The sequence below is a fragment of the Vannielia litorea genome, from assembly GCF_019801175.1.
Classification (GTDB): Bacteria; Pseudomonadota; Alphaproteobacteria; order Rhodobacterales; family Rhodobacteraceae; genus Vannielia; species Vannielia litorea_B.
In genome coordinates, this window is record NZ_JAHVJR010000001.1 from 16,998 (window position 1) to 31,533 (window position 14,536).

The 14,536-nt window shown below is 67.7% G+C and carries 16 protein-coding genes; 12 read left to right on the plus strand and 4 right to left on the minus strand.

All coding sequences use genetic code 11. The features are described from left to right. Positions 1-12: 12 nt before the first annotated feature. Entirely contained in the window at positions 13-564 is a 552-nt protein-coding gene (locus KUV38_RS00100; RefSeq protein ID WP_222468106.1) for a TlpA family protein disulfide reductase, read from the minus strand. A 22-nt stretch (positions 565-586) separates the two neighbouring features. Between KUV38_RS00100 and argH the strand changes: the two genes are divergently transcribed. The 7 genes from argH (at position 587) to KUV38_RS00135 (ending at position 7,377) form a co-directional block, all read left to right on the plus strand. Further along, positions 587-1,987, plus strand: coding sequence for an argininosuccinate lyase (gene argH, locus KUV38_RS00105; RefSeq protein ID WP_222468107.1), 1,401 nt, complete (start codon positions 587-589; stop codon positions 1,985-1,987). Continuing rightward, the gene (locus KUV38_RS00110) at positions 1,984-2,121 is read left to right on the plus strand and encodes an argininosuccinate lyase (RefSeq protein WP_222468108.1); all 138 of its coding nucleotides are present in this window, start codon (positions 1,984-1,986) and stop codon (positions 2,119-2,121) included. The genes argH and KUV38_RS00110 overlap by 4 nt, the downstream gene beginning before the upstream one ends. Then, positions 2,121-2,324, plus strand: a complete 204-nt coding sequence (locus tag KUV38_RS00115; protein ID WP_222468109.1) for a hypothetical protein — start codon at positions 2,121-2,123, stop codon at positions 2,322-2,324. The genes KUV38_RS00110 and KUV38_RS00115 overlap by 1 nt, the downstream gene beginning before the upstream one ends. Further along, on the plus strand, positions 2,302-2,487 hold the full coding sequence (locus KUV38_RS00120) for a hypothetical protein (RefSeq protein WP_222468110.1): 186 nt from the start codon (positions 2,302-2,304) through the stop codon (positions 2,485-2,487). Before KUV38_RS00115 ends, KUV38_RS00120 begins: the two co-directional genes overlap by 23 nt. 41 nt (positions 2,488-2,528) lie before the next feature. After that, positions 2,529-3,359: a hypothetical protein gene (locus tag KUV38_RS00125; RefSeq protein ID WP_222468111.1), complete on the plus strand. Its 831-nt coding sequence runs from the start codon at positions 2,529-2,531 to the stop codon at positions 3,357-3,359. A 64-nt stretch (positions 3,360-3,423) separates the two neighbouring features. Then, positions 3,424-4,689 (plus strand): diaminopimelate decarboxylase, encoded by a 1,266-nt coding sequence (gene lysA / locus KUV38_RS00130; protein ID WP_222468112.1) that lies wholly within the window; start codon positions 3,424-3,426, stop codon positions 4,687-4,689. Positions 4,690-4,737: 48 nt separating this feature from the next. Then, positions 4,738-7,377 (plus strand): TIGR02302 family protein, encoded by a 2,640-nt coding sequence (locus tag KUV38_RS00135; protein ID WP_222468113.1) that lies wholly within the window; start codon positions 4,738-4,740, stop codon positions 7,375-7,377. A gap of 104 nt (positions 7,378-7,481) precedes the next feature. Here KUV38_RS00135 and KUV38_RS00140 read toward each other — a convergent pair whose 3' ends face one another. Further along, on the minus strand, positions 7,482-8,381 hold the full coding sequence (locus tag KUV38_RS00140; protein WP_222468114.1) for a zinc-ribbon domain-containing protein: 900 nt from the start codon (positions 8,379-8,381) through the stop codon (positions 7,482-7,484). Positions 8,382-8,554: 173 nt separating this feature from the next. On the opposite strand from KUV38_RS00140, the gene KUV38_RS00145 reads away from it, so the two are divergent. From KUV38_RS00145 to KUV38_RS00160, 4 genes are read left to right on the plus strand one after another with little or no spacing between them, the layout of a single operon-like run. After that, on the plus strand, positions 8,555-9,232 hold the full coding sequence (locus KUV38_RS00145) for a cell division ATP-binding protein FtsE (protein WP_222470895.1): 678 nt from the start codon (positions 8,555-8,557) through the stop codon (positions 9,230-9,232). A 38-nt stretch (positions 9,233-9,270) separates the two neighbouring features. Next, positions 9,271-10,173 carry a cell division protein FtsX gene (locus tag KUV38_RS00150; RefSeq protein WP_410001034.1) on the plus strand — a complete coding sequence of 301 codons (903 nt, stop codon included), beginning with the start codon at positions 9,271-9,273 and terminating at the stop codon, positions 10,171-10,173. Then, entirely contained in the window at positions 10,170-10,925 is a 756-nt protein-coding gene (locus KUV38_RS00155) for a lysophospholipid acyltransferase family protein (protein ID WP_222468115.1), read from the plus strand. Before KUV38_RS00150 ends, KUV38_RS00155 begins: the two co-directional genes overlap by 4 nt. After that, on the plus strand, positions 10,922-11,524 hold the full coding sequence (locus tag KUV38_RS00160) for a pyridoxamine 5'-phosphate oxidase family protein (protein WP_222468116.1): 603 nt from the start codon (positions 10,922-10,924) through the stop codon (positions 11,522-11,524). The genes KUV38_RS00155 and KUV38_RS00160 overlap by 4 nt, the downstream gene beginning before the upstream one ends. A 25-nt stretch (positions 11,525-11,549) precedes the next feature. On the opposite strand, the gene KUV38_RS00165 is transcribed toward KUV38_RS00160, so the two are convergent. After that, positions 11,550-12,512, minus strand: coding sequence for an acetyl-CoA carboxylase carboxyltransferase subunit alpha (locus tag KUV38_RS00165; protein ID WP_222468117.1), 963 nt, complete (start codon positions 12,510-12,512; stop codon positions 11,550-11,552). Positions 12,513-12,631: 119 nt separating this feature from the next. Between KUV38_RS00165 and KUV38_RS00170 the strand changes: the two genes are divergently transcribed. Beyond that, positions 12,632-13,468, plus strand: coding sequence for a GyrI-like domain-containing protein (locus KUV38_RS00170; RefSeq protein ID WP_222468118.1), 837 nt, complete (start codon positions 12,632-12,634; stop codon positions 13,466-13,468). Positions 13,469-13,492: 24 nt separating this feature from the next. On the opposite strand, the gene KUV38_RS00175 is transcribed toward KUV38_RS00170, so the two are convergent. Beyond that, positions 13,493-14,449 (minus strand): HpcH/HpaI aldolase/citrate lyase family protein, encoded by a 957-nt coding sequence (locus KUV38_RS00175; protein ID WP_222468119.1) that lies wholly within the window; start codon positions 14,447-14,449, stop codon positions 13,493-13,495. Positions 14,450-14,536 lie beyond the last annotated feature (87 nt).

Here is a 14,536-nt window from a genome sequence, read left to right on the forward strand (position 1 = left end):
GAAAATGAGCGGTTAAGCGCCCTCTTCCACCAGCGCGGCGAGGATCGCGCGGGCGCTTTCGGAGTTCCACTCGGCATCGCCGGTGAGGCGGGCGACCTCGCGGCCTTCGGCATCGAGGATCACGGTCACCGGCAGCCCGAGGATGCCCATGTTGCGGGCCAGCTTTTGCTTGGGGTCGAGGTAGACCGGCAGGTTGGTGACTTCGATCTCGGAGAGGAACCGGTCGATCGCCCCGTCGGGGTTGCGGCCCGTGGCGACGGTGATGACGCGGGCGCCGTTGCCGGCAAGTGCGCTTTGCAACTCGGAGAGGGCGGGCATCTCCTTGCGGCAGGGGGCGCACCACGTGGCCCAGAAGTTGACCACCGTGACCTCGCCCTGGAACTCGGCGAGGGTGACCTCGCCATCGGGGCCGGTGATGGACTCGCCCGGCACGTCGCGCGGCTCGGAGTGGAGCGCGAGCTTTTTCATTGAGCCATCGCGCAGGGCCTCGATGATGCTCATGTCGCCCGCGTTTGCAGTGGCAGCCAGCGCCGTGTAGAGAACCGCGGCAATCAGTCTTTTCATTCCCAACTCCTTCAGGCCCGTCATGACAGAGACCCAGAACAAAGCCGCCAATGCCATGTGGGGCGGGCGGTTCTCCGCCGGTGTGGACGCGATCATGGAGGCGATCAATGCCTCGATCGGGTTCGACCAGCGGATGGCGCAACAGGACATCGCGGGCAGCCGCGCCCATGCCGCCATGCTGGCCGAGGCCGGCATCATCTCGGATAGCGATGCCGAAGCGATCCGGGAAGGGCTGCTCACGGTGTTGTCAGAGATCGAGGGCGGGACGTTTCAGTTTTCGGCGGCGCTGGAGGACATTCACATGAATGTCGAGGCGCGGCTGGTGGAGTTGATCGGGGAGCCGGGCAAGCGGCTGCACACCGGGCGCTCGCGGAATGACCAGGTGGCGACGGACTTCCGGCTCTGGGTGCGGGACCAGTGCGATGCGGCGGTTCCGGCGATCCGGGCGGTGCAGAAGGCGCTGCTGAGCCAGGCCGAGCGCGGGGCCGACTGGGTGATGCCGGGGTACACGCATTTGCAGGTGGCCCAGCCGGTGACCTGGGGCCACCACATGCTGGCCTATGTTGAGATGCTGGGACGGGATGTGTCGCGGTTTGAGGATGCCCGCAAGCGGATGAATGAGTCGCCGTTGGGTGCGGCGGCGCTGGCGGGGACTTCGTTTCCCATTGATCGGGAGGCGACGGCCAAGGCGCTGGGGTTCGACCGGCCGATGGCGAACAGCCTCGACGCGGTGGCGGATCGGGATTTTGCGCTGGAGTTTCTGGGGGCGGCGAGCATCTGTGCGATGCATCTGTCGCGGCTGGCCGAGGAGCTGGTGATTTGGTCTTCCGCGCAGTTCCGCTTTGTGACGATGAGCGACACGTGGAGCACCGGCTCGTCGATCATGCCGCAGAAGAAGAACCCCGATGCCGCCGAGCTAATCCGGGGCAAGATCGGACGGATTCTGGGGGCCAATTTGGGGCTGCTGACGGTGATGAAGGGGCTTCCGCTGACCTATTCGAAGGACATGCAGGAGGACAAAGAGGGCGTGTTCGACGCCGCCGACACGCTGATGCTGGCGCTGGCCGCGATGGCGGGGATGGTCGAGACCATGAGCCCCAATCGCGAAAAGCTGGCCGAGGCGGCGGGCACCGGGTTTTCGACCGCGACGGACCTTGCCGACTGGTGCGTGCGGGTGCTGAACCTGCCGTTCCGCGATGCGCATCATGTGACCGGCAGCCTCGTGGCGCTGGCGGAGAAGACCGGGCGCGACCTGCCGGAGCTGACGCTGGAAGAGATGCAGTCGGTCAAGCCGGAGATCACCGAAGATGTCTTCACGGTGTTGTCGGTGGACAACTCGGTGGCCTCGCGCACATCCTACGGCGGAACGGCCCCCGCGAATGTGCGGGCGCAGATTGCCCGCTGGAAGGATGCCCTGTCGTGAAGCCATACGCCGCCCTTGCCCTGCTCCTGACCCTGGCCGCCTGCGGTGTGGACGGCGAGCCGGAGCCGCCGGTCGAGCCGGGGGTGCATGTGAGCGGCACGGTGAAGGTGGGCATCCGGGGCGGGAGCAACTGATGCGCGCGCTGGCCGCAATTGCCTTGCTGGTGCTTGCCGGATGCGACGGCGGGATGAAGGTGGGCGTGGAACTGCCGACCAAGGTGCAGGCCGGTGTAGGCGGGTCGAGCTCGGGCGATGTGGAACTGATCCAGCGGGTGACCGACAACGAGCCCTACATCCTGATCGGAGCCGATGAAGATGACCGCACGCTTGCCTTCTAGGCTGGCCCTGCTGGGCGCGGCGCTGGCCCTGCTCGCCGGGTGCGACGCGAGCACCAATGAACCGCCCTATCCGCCGGGCATCCACTTTACCGGCAAGGCGCAGATGGGCGTGGCCCGGGGGCCGGACGGCAACCTGCGCATGGTGACCCGGATCACCGACTGAGGCGGTTTGGCCGGGGCCCCGTGCCGCTGTAGGCTGGGCCCATGACCCTCACCCGATTTCTGGCAGATCACTGGCGCGGGGCGCTTCCGCTGTGGCAGGCGCTCGCCGGGCCTGTGGCCGGGTCCGCGCTGCTGCTGTGGGCGGTGAACCGGGCGTTGGCGGAGTGGCCGGTGATCTGTCTCGTGCTGCTCAATGCGCCGCTGGTTGTCTGGTCCGTGGTGGGCGCGTTCCGCACGGCGGACAGAGCGCTGCGCGAAGGGGCAGGCTTTGTGGCCGGCTTTGCCGCCTACGCCGGGGCCGGGGCGGTGCTGCTGGCGGCGGGCACGACGCTGGTGGCGCGGCAGACCCCGGTGCGCACTTTCACCGCAGATATGGTGCCCGAGGTGGCGGCCGTGGCCCTGCCCGAGGCGGGCGGCCGGGTGCGGATTGAGGGGGAGATTGGCTTTGCGCATTTTGCGGCGCTGGAGGCAAGGCTGGCGCGCGGCGGGGTAAGCGCGGTCGAGTTGGACAGCCCGGGAGGAAACATCTTTGCCGCGCGGGGGCTGGCGCGGCTCATTGGTGAGGCCGGGCTGGCGACCCATGCCGAGGCGCGGTGCTTTTCGGCCTGCACGCTGGTGTTTGCTGCGGGCGCGCGCCGGACAATGGGGCAGGCAGGGGCGCTGGGATTTCATCGCTATGCGCTGCGGGAGAGTTCGAGCTACGGCGCGGTGCGGCATGTGGATGCGGCGCAGGAGGAGGCGCGGGACAGGGCCTATCTGGCGGCGCGCGGCGTGGCCGAAGGGTTCATTGCCCGCGCCTATGCCGTGCCGCCGGAGGAGCTTTGGCATCCGACACGGGCGCAGCTGGGGGCGGCGGGGCTGCTGACCGATTGAATGGGGCCGATTGAACTGCGCGGCGCGGGGCAGTAGGAACGCCCGGAAGGCAAGCGAGGGCGCGATGGACCATTTTCTTTACAAGGGCGGCGTGCTCCATGCCGAGGATGTGCCGATCCCCGAGATCGCGGCGCAGGTGGGCACACCGTTTTACGTGTATTCCGCGGCCACGCTGACCCGGCATTACAACCTCTTTGCCGAGGCGCTGGAGGGCGTGCCGCATTGCATCTGCTTTGCGATGAAGTCCCTCGCCAACCAGGCGGTGCTGACGCTTCTGGGCAAGCTGGGCGCGGGGATGGATGTGGTTTCTGGTGGCGAATATGCCCGCGCCATTGCGGCGGGCATTCCGGGCGAGCGGATCGTGTTTTCGGGCGTCGGCAAGACCCGCGCCGAGATGGCGATGGCGCTCGAGAGCGGGATCCGCCAGTTCAATATCGAGAGCGAACCGGAGATGGAGGCGCTGAGCGAGGTTGCCTGCGCGATGGGGGCCGAGGCGCCGGTGACGATCCGGGTGAACCCGGATGTGGATGCCAAGACCCACGAGAAGATCTCGACCGGCAAGAAGGGCGACAAGTTCGGCATCCCGATCAGCCGCGCGAAGGAGGCCTATGCCCGCGCCGCCGCGCTGCCCGGCCTGCGGGTGGTGGGGATCGACGTGCACATCGGCTCGCAGCTGACCGACCTTGCCCCCTTCGAGACGGCCTTTCTGAAGGTGGTGGAGCTGACCCATGCACTCCGCGCAGAGGGCCACCAGATCGAGCGGCTCGATCTGGGCGGAGGGCTCGGCATCCCCTACGAGCGCAGCAACTCCGCCCCGCCGCTGCCCATTGAGTACGGCGCGATGATCAAGCGCGTGACCGAGGGGCTTGGCGTGGAGGTCGAAATCGAGCCGGGGCGGCTGATTTCGGGCAATGCGGGCATGCTGGTGGCGAGCGTGATCTACGAGAAGGACGGGGATGGCACCGATTTTCTCATCCTCGATGCGGCGATGAACGACCTGCTGCGGCCCGCGATGTATGGCGCGCACCACGATATCGTGCCGGTCACCGAGGCCGCGCCGGGGGTGGAGCAGCGGACCTATGACATCGTCGGCCCGGTCTGCGAATCCGGCGATACCTTTGCCAAGCGCCGCACCATGCCGCCGGTGAAGCCCGGTGAGCTGGTCGGCTTCCGCTCCGCCGGTGCATATGGTGCTGTGATGTCGAGCGAATACAACTCGCGGCCGCTCATTCCGGAGGTGCTGGTGAGCGGAGATAACTTTGCCGTCATTCGCGAGCGACCGACCTTTGACGAAATGATTGCGCGCGATAAGGTTCCTTCATGGGTGTAGGCCATTCTGGCCGCACTTGCGCCGAATCCCGACCGTAGCCGGAGGGTCATGGACCCGAATGCCGCCCGCTCCCGCGCCCTGAAGCGCCTGATGAAGCCCCTCCAGCTGACGCGGATGGGGATGATCGCCGAACGGGTGGTGCGCTGCTTCTGGCCGGTCTGGACACTGGTTTTTGCCCTTGCCGCCGCACTGGCCTTTGGTGCGCATGATGCGCTGCCGCCAGAGGGCGTGTGGGCCGTGGGCGGTCTCTGGATCATCGCCTTTATCGTGGCCATTGGCCTTGGCGTCCGTGCCTATGCCCGGCCTTCGGGCAAGGAGGTGGTCGCACGGCTCGATGCCACCTTGCCGGGCCGCCCGATCCGGGCGCTTTCGGACAAGCAGGCGATTGGCGCGGGCGATTTTGGCTCCGAAGCGGTGTGGAACGCCCATGTGGAGCGGATGGCGGCGCGGATCGAAGGCGCCAAGGCCGTGCGCCCCGACCTGCGGATTGCCGACCGTGACCCCTATGCGCTGCGCTATGCCGCGCTGGGCGCGCTGGTGACGGCGCTGCTCTTTGGCTCGCTGTGGCGGATCACTTCGCTGGATGATGCCGCAGGCGCTGGCCCCGGTGCCGCTCTGGCCGCCGGGCCGAGCTGGGAGGGCTGGATTGAGCCGCCCGCCTACACCGGCAAGCCCTCGCTCTACCTCAATGACATCACCCAGGCCGAGTTCACCGTGCCGGAAGGCTCGGAGGTGACGATCCGGCTTTATGGTGAGGTTGGTGCGCTTTCTGTCCGTGAGACGGTTTCGGGCACCTCGCCTGTGGCCCCGGCCGAGGAGGGCGAAGAGGCCGCCGCCGTGGAGGCGGGCGATGAGGCCACCCCCGCGCAGCCCGACGACGGCGTGCGCAGCTTTGAAGTGACCGGCTCCGGCGAGATCGAGATCGATGGCGCGGGCGGGCGGATGTGGACCGTGCTGATCTCCCCCGACACCGCGCCCCGCGTGGAACTGGTCGGCGAGGTGGATCGCTCGGCCATGGGCGAGTTGCAACAGCGGTTCCGCGCAGAGGATGACTACGGCGTTGTTGCCGGGTCGGCCCAAATCACGCTGGACGAGGGCGCGCTTGAGCGGCGCTATGGCCTTGCGGTCGAGCCCGAGCCGCGCGACCCGGTTATGCTGGACCTGCCGATGACCATTTCGGGCGATCGGGCGGCCTTTGAGGAAACGCTGATCGACGACCTCAGCAAGCACGCCTGGGCCAACCTGCCGGTGCGTATGCAGATGCGCGTGGAAGATGCCAACGGGCAGGAGGGGCGCAGCGAGGCGGTGGCCATGGTGCTGCCCGGGCGGCGCTTTTTTGACCCGGCGGCGGCGGCGCTGATCGAGTTGCGGCGTGACCTGCTCTGGAGCCGCGAGAACGGCCCGCGCACGGCGCAGATCCTGCGGACGCTGACGTGGAAGCCCGCCTCGGCGATGGACCAGCCGCGCAACTACCTGCAGGTGCGGATGGTGCTGAAGCGGCTGGAGGCCTCCCGCCCCGAGTTGCCCGAAGCGACCCGCGACGAGCTGGCCGAGGCGCTCTGGGAAATTGCCGTGCGGATCGAGGAGGGCACGCTCTCGAACGCGCTGGAACGGTTGCGGCAGGCGCAGGAGCGGCTGAACGAGGCAATCCGCAACGGCGCGTCGGACGAAGAGATCGCCCGGCTGATGGATGAGATGCGGCAGGCGATGCAGGACTACATGCGGCAACTGGCCCAGCAGCAACAGCAGGACCCGAACCAGCAGCAGCAGGGCCAGCAGGGCGAGACGATGGAGCTCAGCCAGCAAGATCTGCAGGACATGCTCGACAAGCTCGAGGAGCTGATGCAGCAGGGCCGCACCGCCGAGGCGCAGGAGCTGCTGAACCAGCTCATGGAGATGATGCAGAACATGCAGGTCACCCAGGGCCAGGGCGGGCAGGGGCAGCAGAGCCCCGGCGAGCAGGCCATGGAGGGGCTGGCCGAGACCCTCCGCGACCAGCAGGGCCTGAGCGACGAGGCCTTCCGAGACCTGCAGGAACAGTTCAACCCCAACGCCCAGCAGGGCGAGAGTGGGCAGAACCAGGGCCGTAACGGCAACCAGGGTCAGGGCGAGAGCCATGAGCAAGGGCAGAACCAGCAGGGCCAGGGCAACAACCCCGATGGCCGCCCCGGCGAGGGCGGCGAGCCGGATCAGCGCAGCCTTGCGCAGCGCCAGCGCGAGCTGCGCCGCGAGTTGGAGCGCCAGCGCGGGCAGCTGCCCGGCGCGGGCACCGAGCAGGGCGATGCCGCCCGCCGCTCGCTCGACGAGGCGGGCCGGGCGATGGACCGGGCTGAAGAGAGCCTGAACCAGGGCGACCTGGCCGACGCGATCGACAACCAGAGCCAAGCGATGGAGCGGCTCCGCGAGGGGATGCGCAACCTCGGCGAGGCCATGGCAGAAGAGCGCCGGCAGCAGCAGGGCGGGCAGGGCGAGAACGTGGGCCGGGCCGACCCGAACGGCCGCCGCGACCCGCTGGGCCGCGACCGTGGCTCCACCGGCCCGCTGGGCACCGAAGAGCACATGCTGCAGGGCGAAGACGTGTATCGCCGTGCGCGCGACCTGCTCGACGAAATCCGCCGCCGCTCTTCGGAGCAGGGACGCCCGGACGTGGAACTGGAATACCTCAAGCGTCTGCTTGAGCGGTTCTGATCACCAGCGAAACCTGACGCGATCCAGCGGCGCGGCCTTGCGGACGCGCTATTCTGGAGCGCCGTCGGAGGTGAACTTTCTCGGCAAGAAAATGCAGCCGGGGGTTAGTCGCTTCCTGCACCGCGCAGGAGACCGTCGAGCCAGAGGCGGGCGGTGTTGACGGTGTCGACGTAAGCGGTGAGCGGGCCTTCCAGCGCGGGCACGGCGGCGGCGATCTGCGGGGCCTGCGTGTAGGCCAGAAATGCCAGCAGGGCGAGCAGGGTGACGAGGCCGAAGCCGAGGCGGAAGCCGCGTTTGGCCTTGCGTTTCTGGACCTCTTCGGTGTTGCCCGGCTCCTCGGCCTGACGGCTCGGGTCGGCGCTGGCGCGGAGAGTGGAGTTGATTTCTTCGATATCGGGCAGCATCTCGCTGCGCTGGGCCGCGCGGCCCGAGAGGGCCGCGACGGCGGCGGCGGGGTGCTCGCCGCGCATGCGGGCCTTGTGGGTCTCGCTGGCCACCTGACGCTCGTCGGGCGCAAACTCGGGCTCAGGCTCGTATTCCGGCTCGGGCTGCGGGGCTGGGGCAGGATCCGGTGCTGGGGGCTCCGGCTGCGGCTCGGGCAGAGGCTCTGCGATGCGGGTGGTCTCGGGCTGGACCTCGGGCGCTGGCACAGGCTCCGGGGCGGGCGCGGGTGGCGGCGGCGCCTCGGCGGCGCGGGCGGCCTTTTCACGCTCGGCCTCCTCGCGGAGCACGTCCATCACCGCGGCATCGAGCGCGCGGCGGGCCGGGCGGTCTGGCGTTGGTTCGGAGTGATCCGGCTCCCCGGTGGAGATATTCGTGGTCTCGTGGCGGGGGCCGGGCTGGCTGGCCTTGCGCACCGCCTCGCTCTGCCGCTCGCGCGCGCCATCGGGCAGCTGAAACCAGCCGTGACCGCAGTTGGAGCACTGCACATCGCGCCCCGCCTCGGGAATGACACTGTCATCCACGGCGTATTGCGCACCGCAATTCGGGCATACCAGCCGCATAGGCGCCCCCTCGATTTCAACCCGGTTCGGTTGATTGCCTCTGTTATTTGACATGCAAACTATCACCCAAACCCCCGGAAGCAAAGAAATTGCGGCGGCCGTGCAGGTGCGGCAATTGCAAGTGAGGCCTCGCTGCGGCAAAAGGAGCCGCAGGATTGGGTAGGGGCTGGCGCGTGATCGAGCTGGAAAATGTGGCGTACAGCTATGGCGGCGGGGAGTTGTTGAGCGACATATCGCTCCGGCTCGCGCCCGGGTCGTTCCACTTTCTGACCGGGCCGTCCGGCGCGGGGAAGACCACGTTTTTGAAGCTCTGCTACCTTGAGCTGGCGCCCACATCGGGCCGGGTTCAGCTGTTCGACAAGCCGGCGACCGGGTTCAGCCGAAACGAGGTGGCGCGCGCCCGTCGGCGGATTGGTGTGGTGCATCAGGATTGCCATTTTCTCGACCATCTGCCGCTGGCCGAGAACATCGCGCTGCCGCTCACCGTCGCAGGGCGGAACGTGGCGGAGGAGAAGGGCAATATTGAAGAGCTGCTGCGCTGGGTCGGGCTGGAAAAGCACGCCGATGCGCTGCCGCCCTCGCTCTCGGGTGGTGAGCGGCAGCGGGCGGCGCTGGCGCGGGCGGTTGTGATGTCTCCCGATATCGTGCTGGCCGATGAGCCGACGGGCAACGTGGATTGGGAGATGGGGCAGCGGTTGCTGCAATTGCTCGTGGAGCTGAACAAGATGGGCAAGACCATCGTGATCGCTACCCATGATCTGAACCTGATCCGCACTGCCAAGAGCAAGGTGGCGGCGCGGGTGCTGCGGATCGCCAAGCGGCGGCTCCAGCTTGCGGGGGCCGACCTGTGAGCGGCATCGGTGGCAAGGCGGCGGGCGTGCTCTCGGCCCTGCGGGGGCGGACGGGCAAGGCGCTGGCACTGCTTCAGGGCGACGGGCAGGCCGACCGGGTGGTGCCGCCCACGGGGTTTACCGCAAACCTGACGCTGTTCACCGCCGGGGCGATGGCCTTTCTGGCCGTGTTCGCCCTTGCGCTGTCGCTCGCCACGGGCCGGGTGGCCAGCCGGTGGAGCGAGGAACTGGCGCGCTCGGCGACGCTGCGGATTTCGGCCCCGATGGAGCAGCGCGAGGCGCAGGCCGCCAAGGCGCTTGAGGTGCTGGAGAGCACGCCCGGCGTCGCCTCTGCCCGCAGGCTGAGCGACGACGAGCAGCGCGACCTTCTGGCGCCGTGGCTGGGCGTTGACCTTCCGATGGAAGACTTGCCGGTGCCGGTGCTGATCGAGGTGGTCGAGGGCGAAGGGCTGGACGTGGCCGGGCTGAAGGCGCGGTTGGCGGGCGAGGTGCCGGGCGCTGTCTATGACGACCATTCGCGGTGGCGGGAGCCGCTGATCCGCGCGGCCTCGCGCCTGCGTTTGCTGGGCTGGGTGGCGCTGGGGCTGATCGCGGCCTCGACGGCGGCGATGATCACGCTGGCTGCGGGCTCGGCGCTGGCGGCCAATGCCCGGGTGATCGCGACCCTGCGGCTGGTGGGCGCGACCGATACCTACATTGCCCGCGCCTTCGTGCGGCGCTTCACCCAGCGGGCGCTTCTGGGCGCGGCGGTGGGCACCTCGCTGGCGATGCTGGCGCTGGCGCTTCTGCCGCGGGCGGAGACGACCGGGGGCTTTTTGACCGGGCTTGGCTTTACCGGCGCGGGCTGGCTGCTGCCGCTCATCGTGCCTATGCTTGCTGCGATCACCGCCTTCTGGGCCACGCGGGCTTCGGCCTTTCGGACATTGAGGCAAGTCACATGAGAGACGCGGTGCAATGGGTCCGCAGCCTGATCTTTGTCGGGCAGATGTATCTGGCGATGGCGGTACTGGCGGTGTTCTTCACCCCGTGGATGCTGGTGGACCGGCGCGGGGCCTTTGCCGGGGTGCATACCTATTGCCGCTGGGTGCGATGGTCTGCCTCGTGGATGGTGGGGCTGAAGACGGAGGTGCGCGGCGAGGTGCCCTCCGGCGAGGTGCTGGTCGCCTCCAAGCACCAAAGTTTCCTTGATATCATCATGCTGGTCTCGGTGCTGCCGCGCCCGAAGTTCATCATGAAACGCGAGCTGATGTTCGCGCCGATCCTCGGGCAATACGCGCTGCGGATCGGCTGTGTACCGGTGGACCGGGGCAAGCGGGCGCAGGCGATTCAGAAGATGGTGGCCGATGTCGCCAGCGGGGCGCAGCGGCCCGGACAGCTGATCATCTATCCGCAGGGCACCCGCACCGCGCCCGGCTCGGACCTGCCCTACAAGGTGGGCAGCGCGGTGCTCTACCGCGAGCTTGGGCAAACCTGTGTGCCAGCGGCGACCAACGTGGGCGTGTTCTGGCCGCGCAAGGGGATCATGCGCAAGCCGGGCGTGGCGGTGGTGGAGTTTCTGCCGCCAATCCCGCCGGGACTGACGCCGCAGGAGTTCTCCGAGCGGCTGCGCAGCGTGGTCGAGGAACGCTCGGATGCGCTGATGCTGGAGGCCGGGTTCGATGCACCGGCGGCAAGGGGGAGGGCAAAGGGATGAGCGAAATCCGGGATGTGGCCGAGCTCGAGGCGCTTTATGGCGCGCCGGGGCAGCGCTCGCTCGACAAGGTGGCGCAGCGGATCACCCCGCTCTATCGCCAATGGATCGCCGCCTCGCGGTTTTGCGTGCTCTCCACCGTGGGGCCGGAGGGCACCGATGGCTCGCCGCGCGGGGACGATGGCCCGGTGGTGCTGGAGCTGGACGAGACCACGCTCGCGCTGCCTGACTGGATGGGCAACAACCGCATGGATTCGCTGCGCAATATCGTGCGGGACGGGCGGGTGAGCCTGATGTTCATGGTGCCCGGATCAACCAACGTGGTGCGGGTGAACGGCACGGCTGTGGTTTCGGTCGACGAGGCGCTGCGGGGCCGGTTCGAGCGGGCAGGCAAGCTGCCGCGCTCGGTGGTCGTGGTGACGCTGGGCGAGATCTACTTTCAATGCGCCAAGGCGATCCTGCGCTCGGGCCTGTGGCGCGGCGAGGATGAAAGCGGCAAGGTGCCCACGGCGGGTGAGCTGGTGCGCGAGGCCGATGCGGGCTTTGACGCCGAAAGCTACGACGACGGCTATGCGGAGTATGCCAAGCCGCGGATGTGGTGAGGCGCAGGGCAAATAGGGCCGGAGGTTACGCCGCCAGCCCCTTGCTGCCCATCTTCAGGAACTTCTCGCGGCGGTCCTTGCGGAGCTGCTTGCGGTTCTTGCCCTCAAGATCCTTCAGCAGGCTCTGCACCGCGCCGCCGACGCGCTTGATCACCTCGGCACGGTGACGCTGTGCGCCGCCCAGTGGCTCCTGGATGATGTGGTCGCAGATGCCGAGCTGCTTGAGATCCTGTGCGGTGAGCCGCAGGGCCTCAGCCGCCTCGCGCATCTTCTCGGCATCCTTCCACAGGATCGAGGCACAGCCCTCGGGGGAGATCACCGAGTAGATCGAATGTTCGAGCATTGCCAAGCGGTTGGAGGAGGCAAAGGCCACCGCGCCGCCGGAGCCGCCCTCGCCGATCACCACCGATACCATCGGCACGCCGAGGTTGAGGCACTTCTCGGTCGAGCGGGCGATGGCCTCGGACTGGCCGCGCTCTTCGGCGCCCTTGCCGGGATAGGCTCCGGGAGTGTCGACCAGTGTGACCACGGGCAGATCGAAGCGGTCTGCGAGGTCCATCAGGCGGATCGCCTTGCGGTAGCCCTCGGGGCGGGCCATGCCGAAGTTGCGCTCGATGCGGGTTTTGGTGTCATGGCCCTTCTCGTGGCCGATCACGACCACCGGGCGCCCTTCGAGCCGCGCCATGCCGCCCATGACGGCGTGGTCATCGGCAAAGTTCCTGTCGCCGGCGAGCGGCGTGTATTCGGTGAAGAGCGCCTCGATGTAATCCTTGCAGTGCGGGCGGTCGGGGTGCCGCGCGACCTGGCATTTGCGCCATGCGGAAAGGTCGCCATAGAGCTCGGCGAGCAGGTCGCTGGCCTTCTTGTCGAGCCCGCGGGCCTCGTCCTCGACCTTCATCTCGGGGTTCGAGCGTGCCATCGCACGCAGCTCTTCGGCCTTGCCCTCGATCTCGGCAAGCGGCTTCTCGAATTCCAGGTAGTTGGTCATTTATCCTCGCAGAGTGGCTGCACCCCCTCATATGGCGCAGCGTGGCCGGGCTTGCAACAAAGCAAGATTTGTCAGCTTGGGCCATGTTAGGCAGGCCGGGCAAAAGGCGAGGCAGGGCAATGGATTACAAAAAACGGATGGAGCGGGTGGAGCGCCACATCCTGACCCATCTGGACGAAGACCTGAGCCTCGATGCGCTCGCCGATGTGGCCGCCTTCTCGCGGTTTCACTTTCATCGGGTCTATCTGAAGATGATGGGAGAGAGCGTGGCCGAGACGGTGCGGCGCACCCGGCTGAACCGCGCGGCGGTGATGCTGGCGACCACACGGCAGGAGATGGCGCAGGTGGCCGAGCTGTGCGGCTACCCGAATACGCAGAGCTTTGCGCGGGCCTACCGCGCGGCTTTTGGCGAGGCCCCCTCGCAGACACGTCGCAGCCGGGTGGCCCCCGTGCTGCTGCTGCCCGAAAACCAAGGAGAGATACCCATGTATGATGTCGACATCCGGCAGGAGCCGGGCTTTCACGGTGCGGCCCTTGCCCACTCCGGCCCCTATCAGGAAATCGGGCAGGCTTATGAAGGGCTTATCCAGCGCTGCCTTGCGGCCGGGCTGGGCGGGAAGCTGGGCCTGCTGGTGGCCTATTTCTGGGACGATCCGACGGCGGTGCCGGCCGATCAGCTGCGCTCCCATGCCGGGGTGATCCTGCCTGAGGGCACGCCGGTGCCGGAGGGCTTGGACCCGGTGGATGTGAAGCCCTGCGAGGTGCTGGTGGTGACCCACAAGGGGCCATACTCCGGGCTGCCGGAGGCTTGGGGCTTCATGTATGGCAAGGCGCTGGCCGAGAGCGGGCGGGCGCCCTCGGAGGAGGAGCCGCCCTTTGAGCGCTACCTGAACAACGCGATGGACACCGCGCCGGAAGAGCTGCTGACCGAGGTGGTCATGCCCTTGGCGCGGTGAGGTCTTTGGTTATTGGTCAGTGGGTTACGAGGCGATCAGCTCGGATTGCTTCACGATCACCTCGGCCTGTTTGATCGAGGCGATATCCACGAGGCGGCCCTTGTAAACGGTTGCGCCTGCACCCTCGGCCTTGGCCTTTTCCATCGCGGCGAGGATCTCGCGGGCCTCGGCAACGGCCTCTTCGGAGGGGGTGAAGACCTCGTTGGAGAGGGCCACCTGCTTGGGGTGGATCGCCCATTTGCCGACCATCCCGAGGGTGGCCGAGCGGCGGGCCTGGGCGCGGAAGCCCTCATCGTCGGAGAAGTCACCGAAGGGGCCATCGACCGGCAGCACGCCGTGGGTGCGGCAGGCGGCGACGATGGCGGTTTGCGCCCAGTGCCACGGGTCGGAGTAGTGCCGGGTATCCCCATGGAGCATATAGTAATTTTCCTGCGTCCCGCCGATGCCGGTGGTCTGCATGCCCATGCTGGCGGCAAAGTCGGCGGCGCCGAGGCTCATCGCCTCCATCCGGGGCGAGGCGGCGGCGATTTCTTCGACATGGGCGATGCCCGCGGCGCTCTCGATGATGACCTCGAAACCGATGCGCTTGCTGCGGCCCATGGCGGCCTCAACGGCGGTCACCAGAGCGTCGACGGCATAGATATCGCCCGCGCAGCCGACCTTGGGGATCATGATCTGGTCGAGCCTTTCTGACGCGTTTTCAAGCAGATCGACCACGTCGCGATACCAATAGGTGGTATCGAGCCCGTTGATACGCACGGAAAGGCGCTTGTTGCCCCAGTCGATATCGCCGATGGCTTGGATCACGTTGCGGCGGGCCTCTGCCTTGTCATCAGGGGCGACCGAATCTTCGAGGTCGATGTTGATCACATCCGCCGCAGAGCCTGCCATCTTCTCGAAGATCGCCGGGCGGGAGCCGGGGCCGAAGAGCTGACAGCGGTTGGGGCGGGCAGGCGGCGTGGGCTGGAGGCGGAAAGACATCGGCAGGGCTCCGGGTAAGGATATTTCGTTTCGTTCGGCTTGGTTGGTAGATTATTGCGCCGCTACCTGCAAGCCCGATTGTGCCGC

Bases quoted from the DNA above. Each gene is read 5' to 3' on its own strand.
- KUV38_RS00100 (WP_222468106.1), bottom strand. From the start codon at position 564: ATGAAAAGACTGATTGCCGCGGTTCTCTACACGGCGCTGGCTGCCACT.
- argH (WP_222468107.1), top strand. From the start codon at position 587: ATGACAGAGACCCAGAACAAAGCCGCCAATGCCATGTGGGGCGGGCGG.
- KUV38_RS00115 (WP_222468109.1), top strand. From the start codon at position 2,121: ATGCGCGCGCTGGCCGCAATTGCCTTGCTGGTGCTTGCCGGATGCGAC.
- KUV38_RS00120 (WP_222468110.1), top strand. From the start codon at position 2,302: ATGACCGCACGCTTGCCTTCTAGGCTGGCCCTGCTGGGCGCGGCGCTG.
- KUV38_RS00125 (WP_222468111.1), top strand. From the start codon at position 2,529: ATGACCCTCACCCGATTTCTGGCAGATCACTGGCGCGGGGCGCTTCCG.
- lysA (WP_222468112.1), top strand. From the start codon at position 3,424: ATGGACCATTTTCTTTACAAGGGCGGCGTGCTCCATGCCGAGGATGTG.
- KUV38_RS00135 (WP_222468113.1), top strand. From the start codon at position 4,738: ATGGACCCGAATGCCGCCCGCTCCCGCGCCCTGAAGCGCCTGATGAAG.
- KUV38_RS00140 (WP_222468114.1), bottom strand. From the start codon at position 8,381: ATGCGGCTGGTATGCCCGAATTGCGGTGCGCAATACGCCGTGGATGAC.
- KUV38_RS00155 (WP_222468115.1), top strand. From the start codon at position 10,170: ATGAGAGACGCGGTGCAATGGGTCCGCAGCCTGATCTTTGTCGGGCAG.
- KUV38_RS00160 (WP_222468116.1), top strand. From the start codon at position 10,922: ATGAGCGAAATCCGGGATGTGGCCGAGCTCGAGGCGCTTTATGGCGCG.
- KUV38_RS00165 (WP_222468117.1), bottom strand. From the start codon at position 12,512: ATGACCAACTACCTGGAATTCGAGAAGCCGCTTGCCGAGATCGAGGGC.
- KUV38_RS00170 (WP_222468118.1), top strand. From the start codon at position 12,632: ATGGATTACAAAAAACGGATGGAGCGGGTGGAGCGCCACATCCTGACC.
- KUV38_RS00175 (WP_222468119.1), bottom strand. From the start codon at position 14,449: ATGTCTTTCCGCCTCCAGCCCACGCCGCCTGCCCGCCCCAACCGCTGT.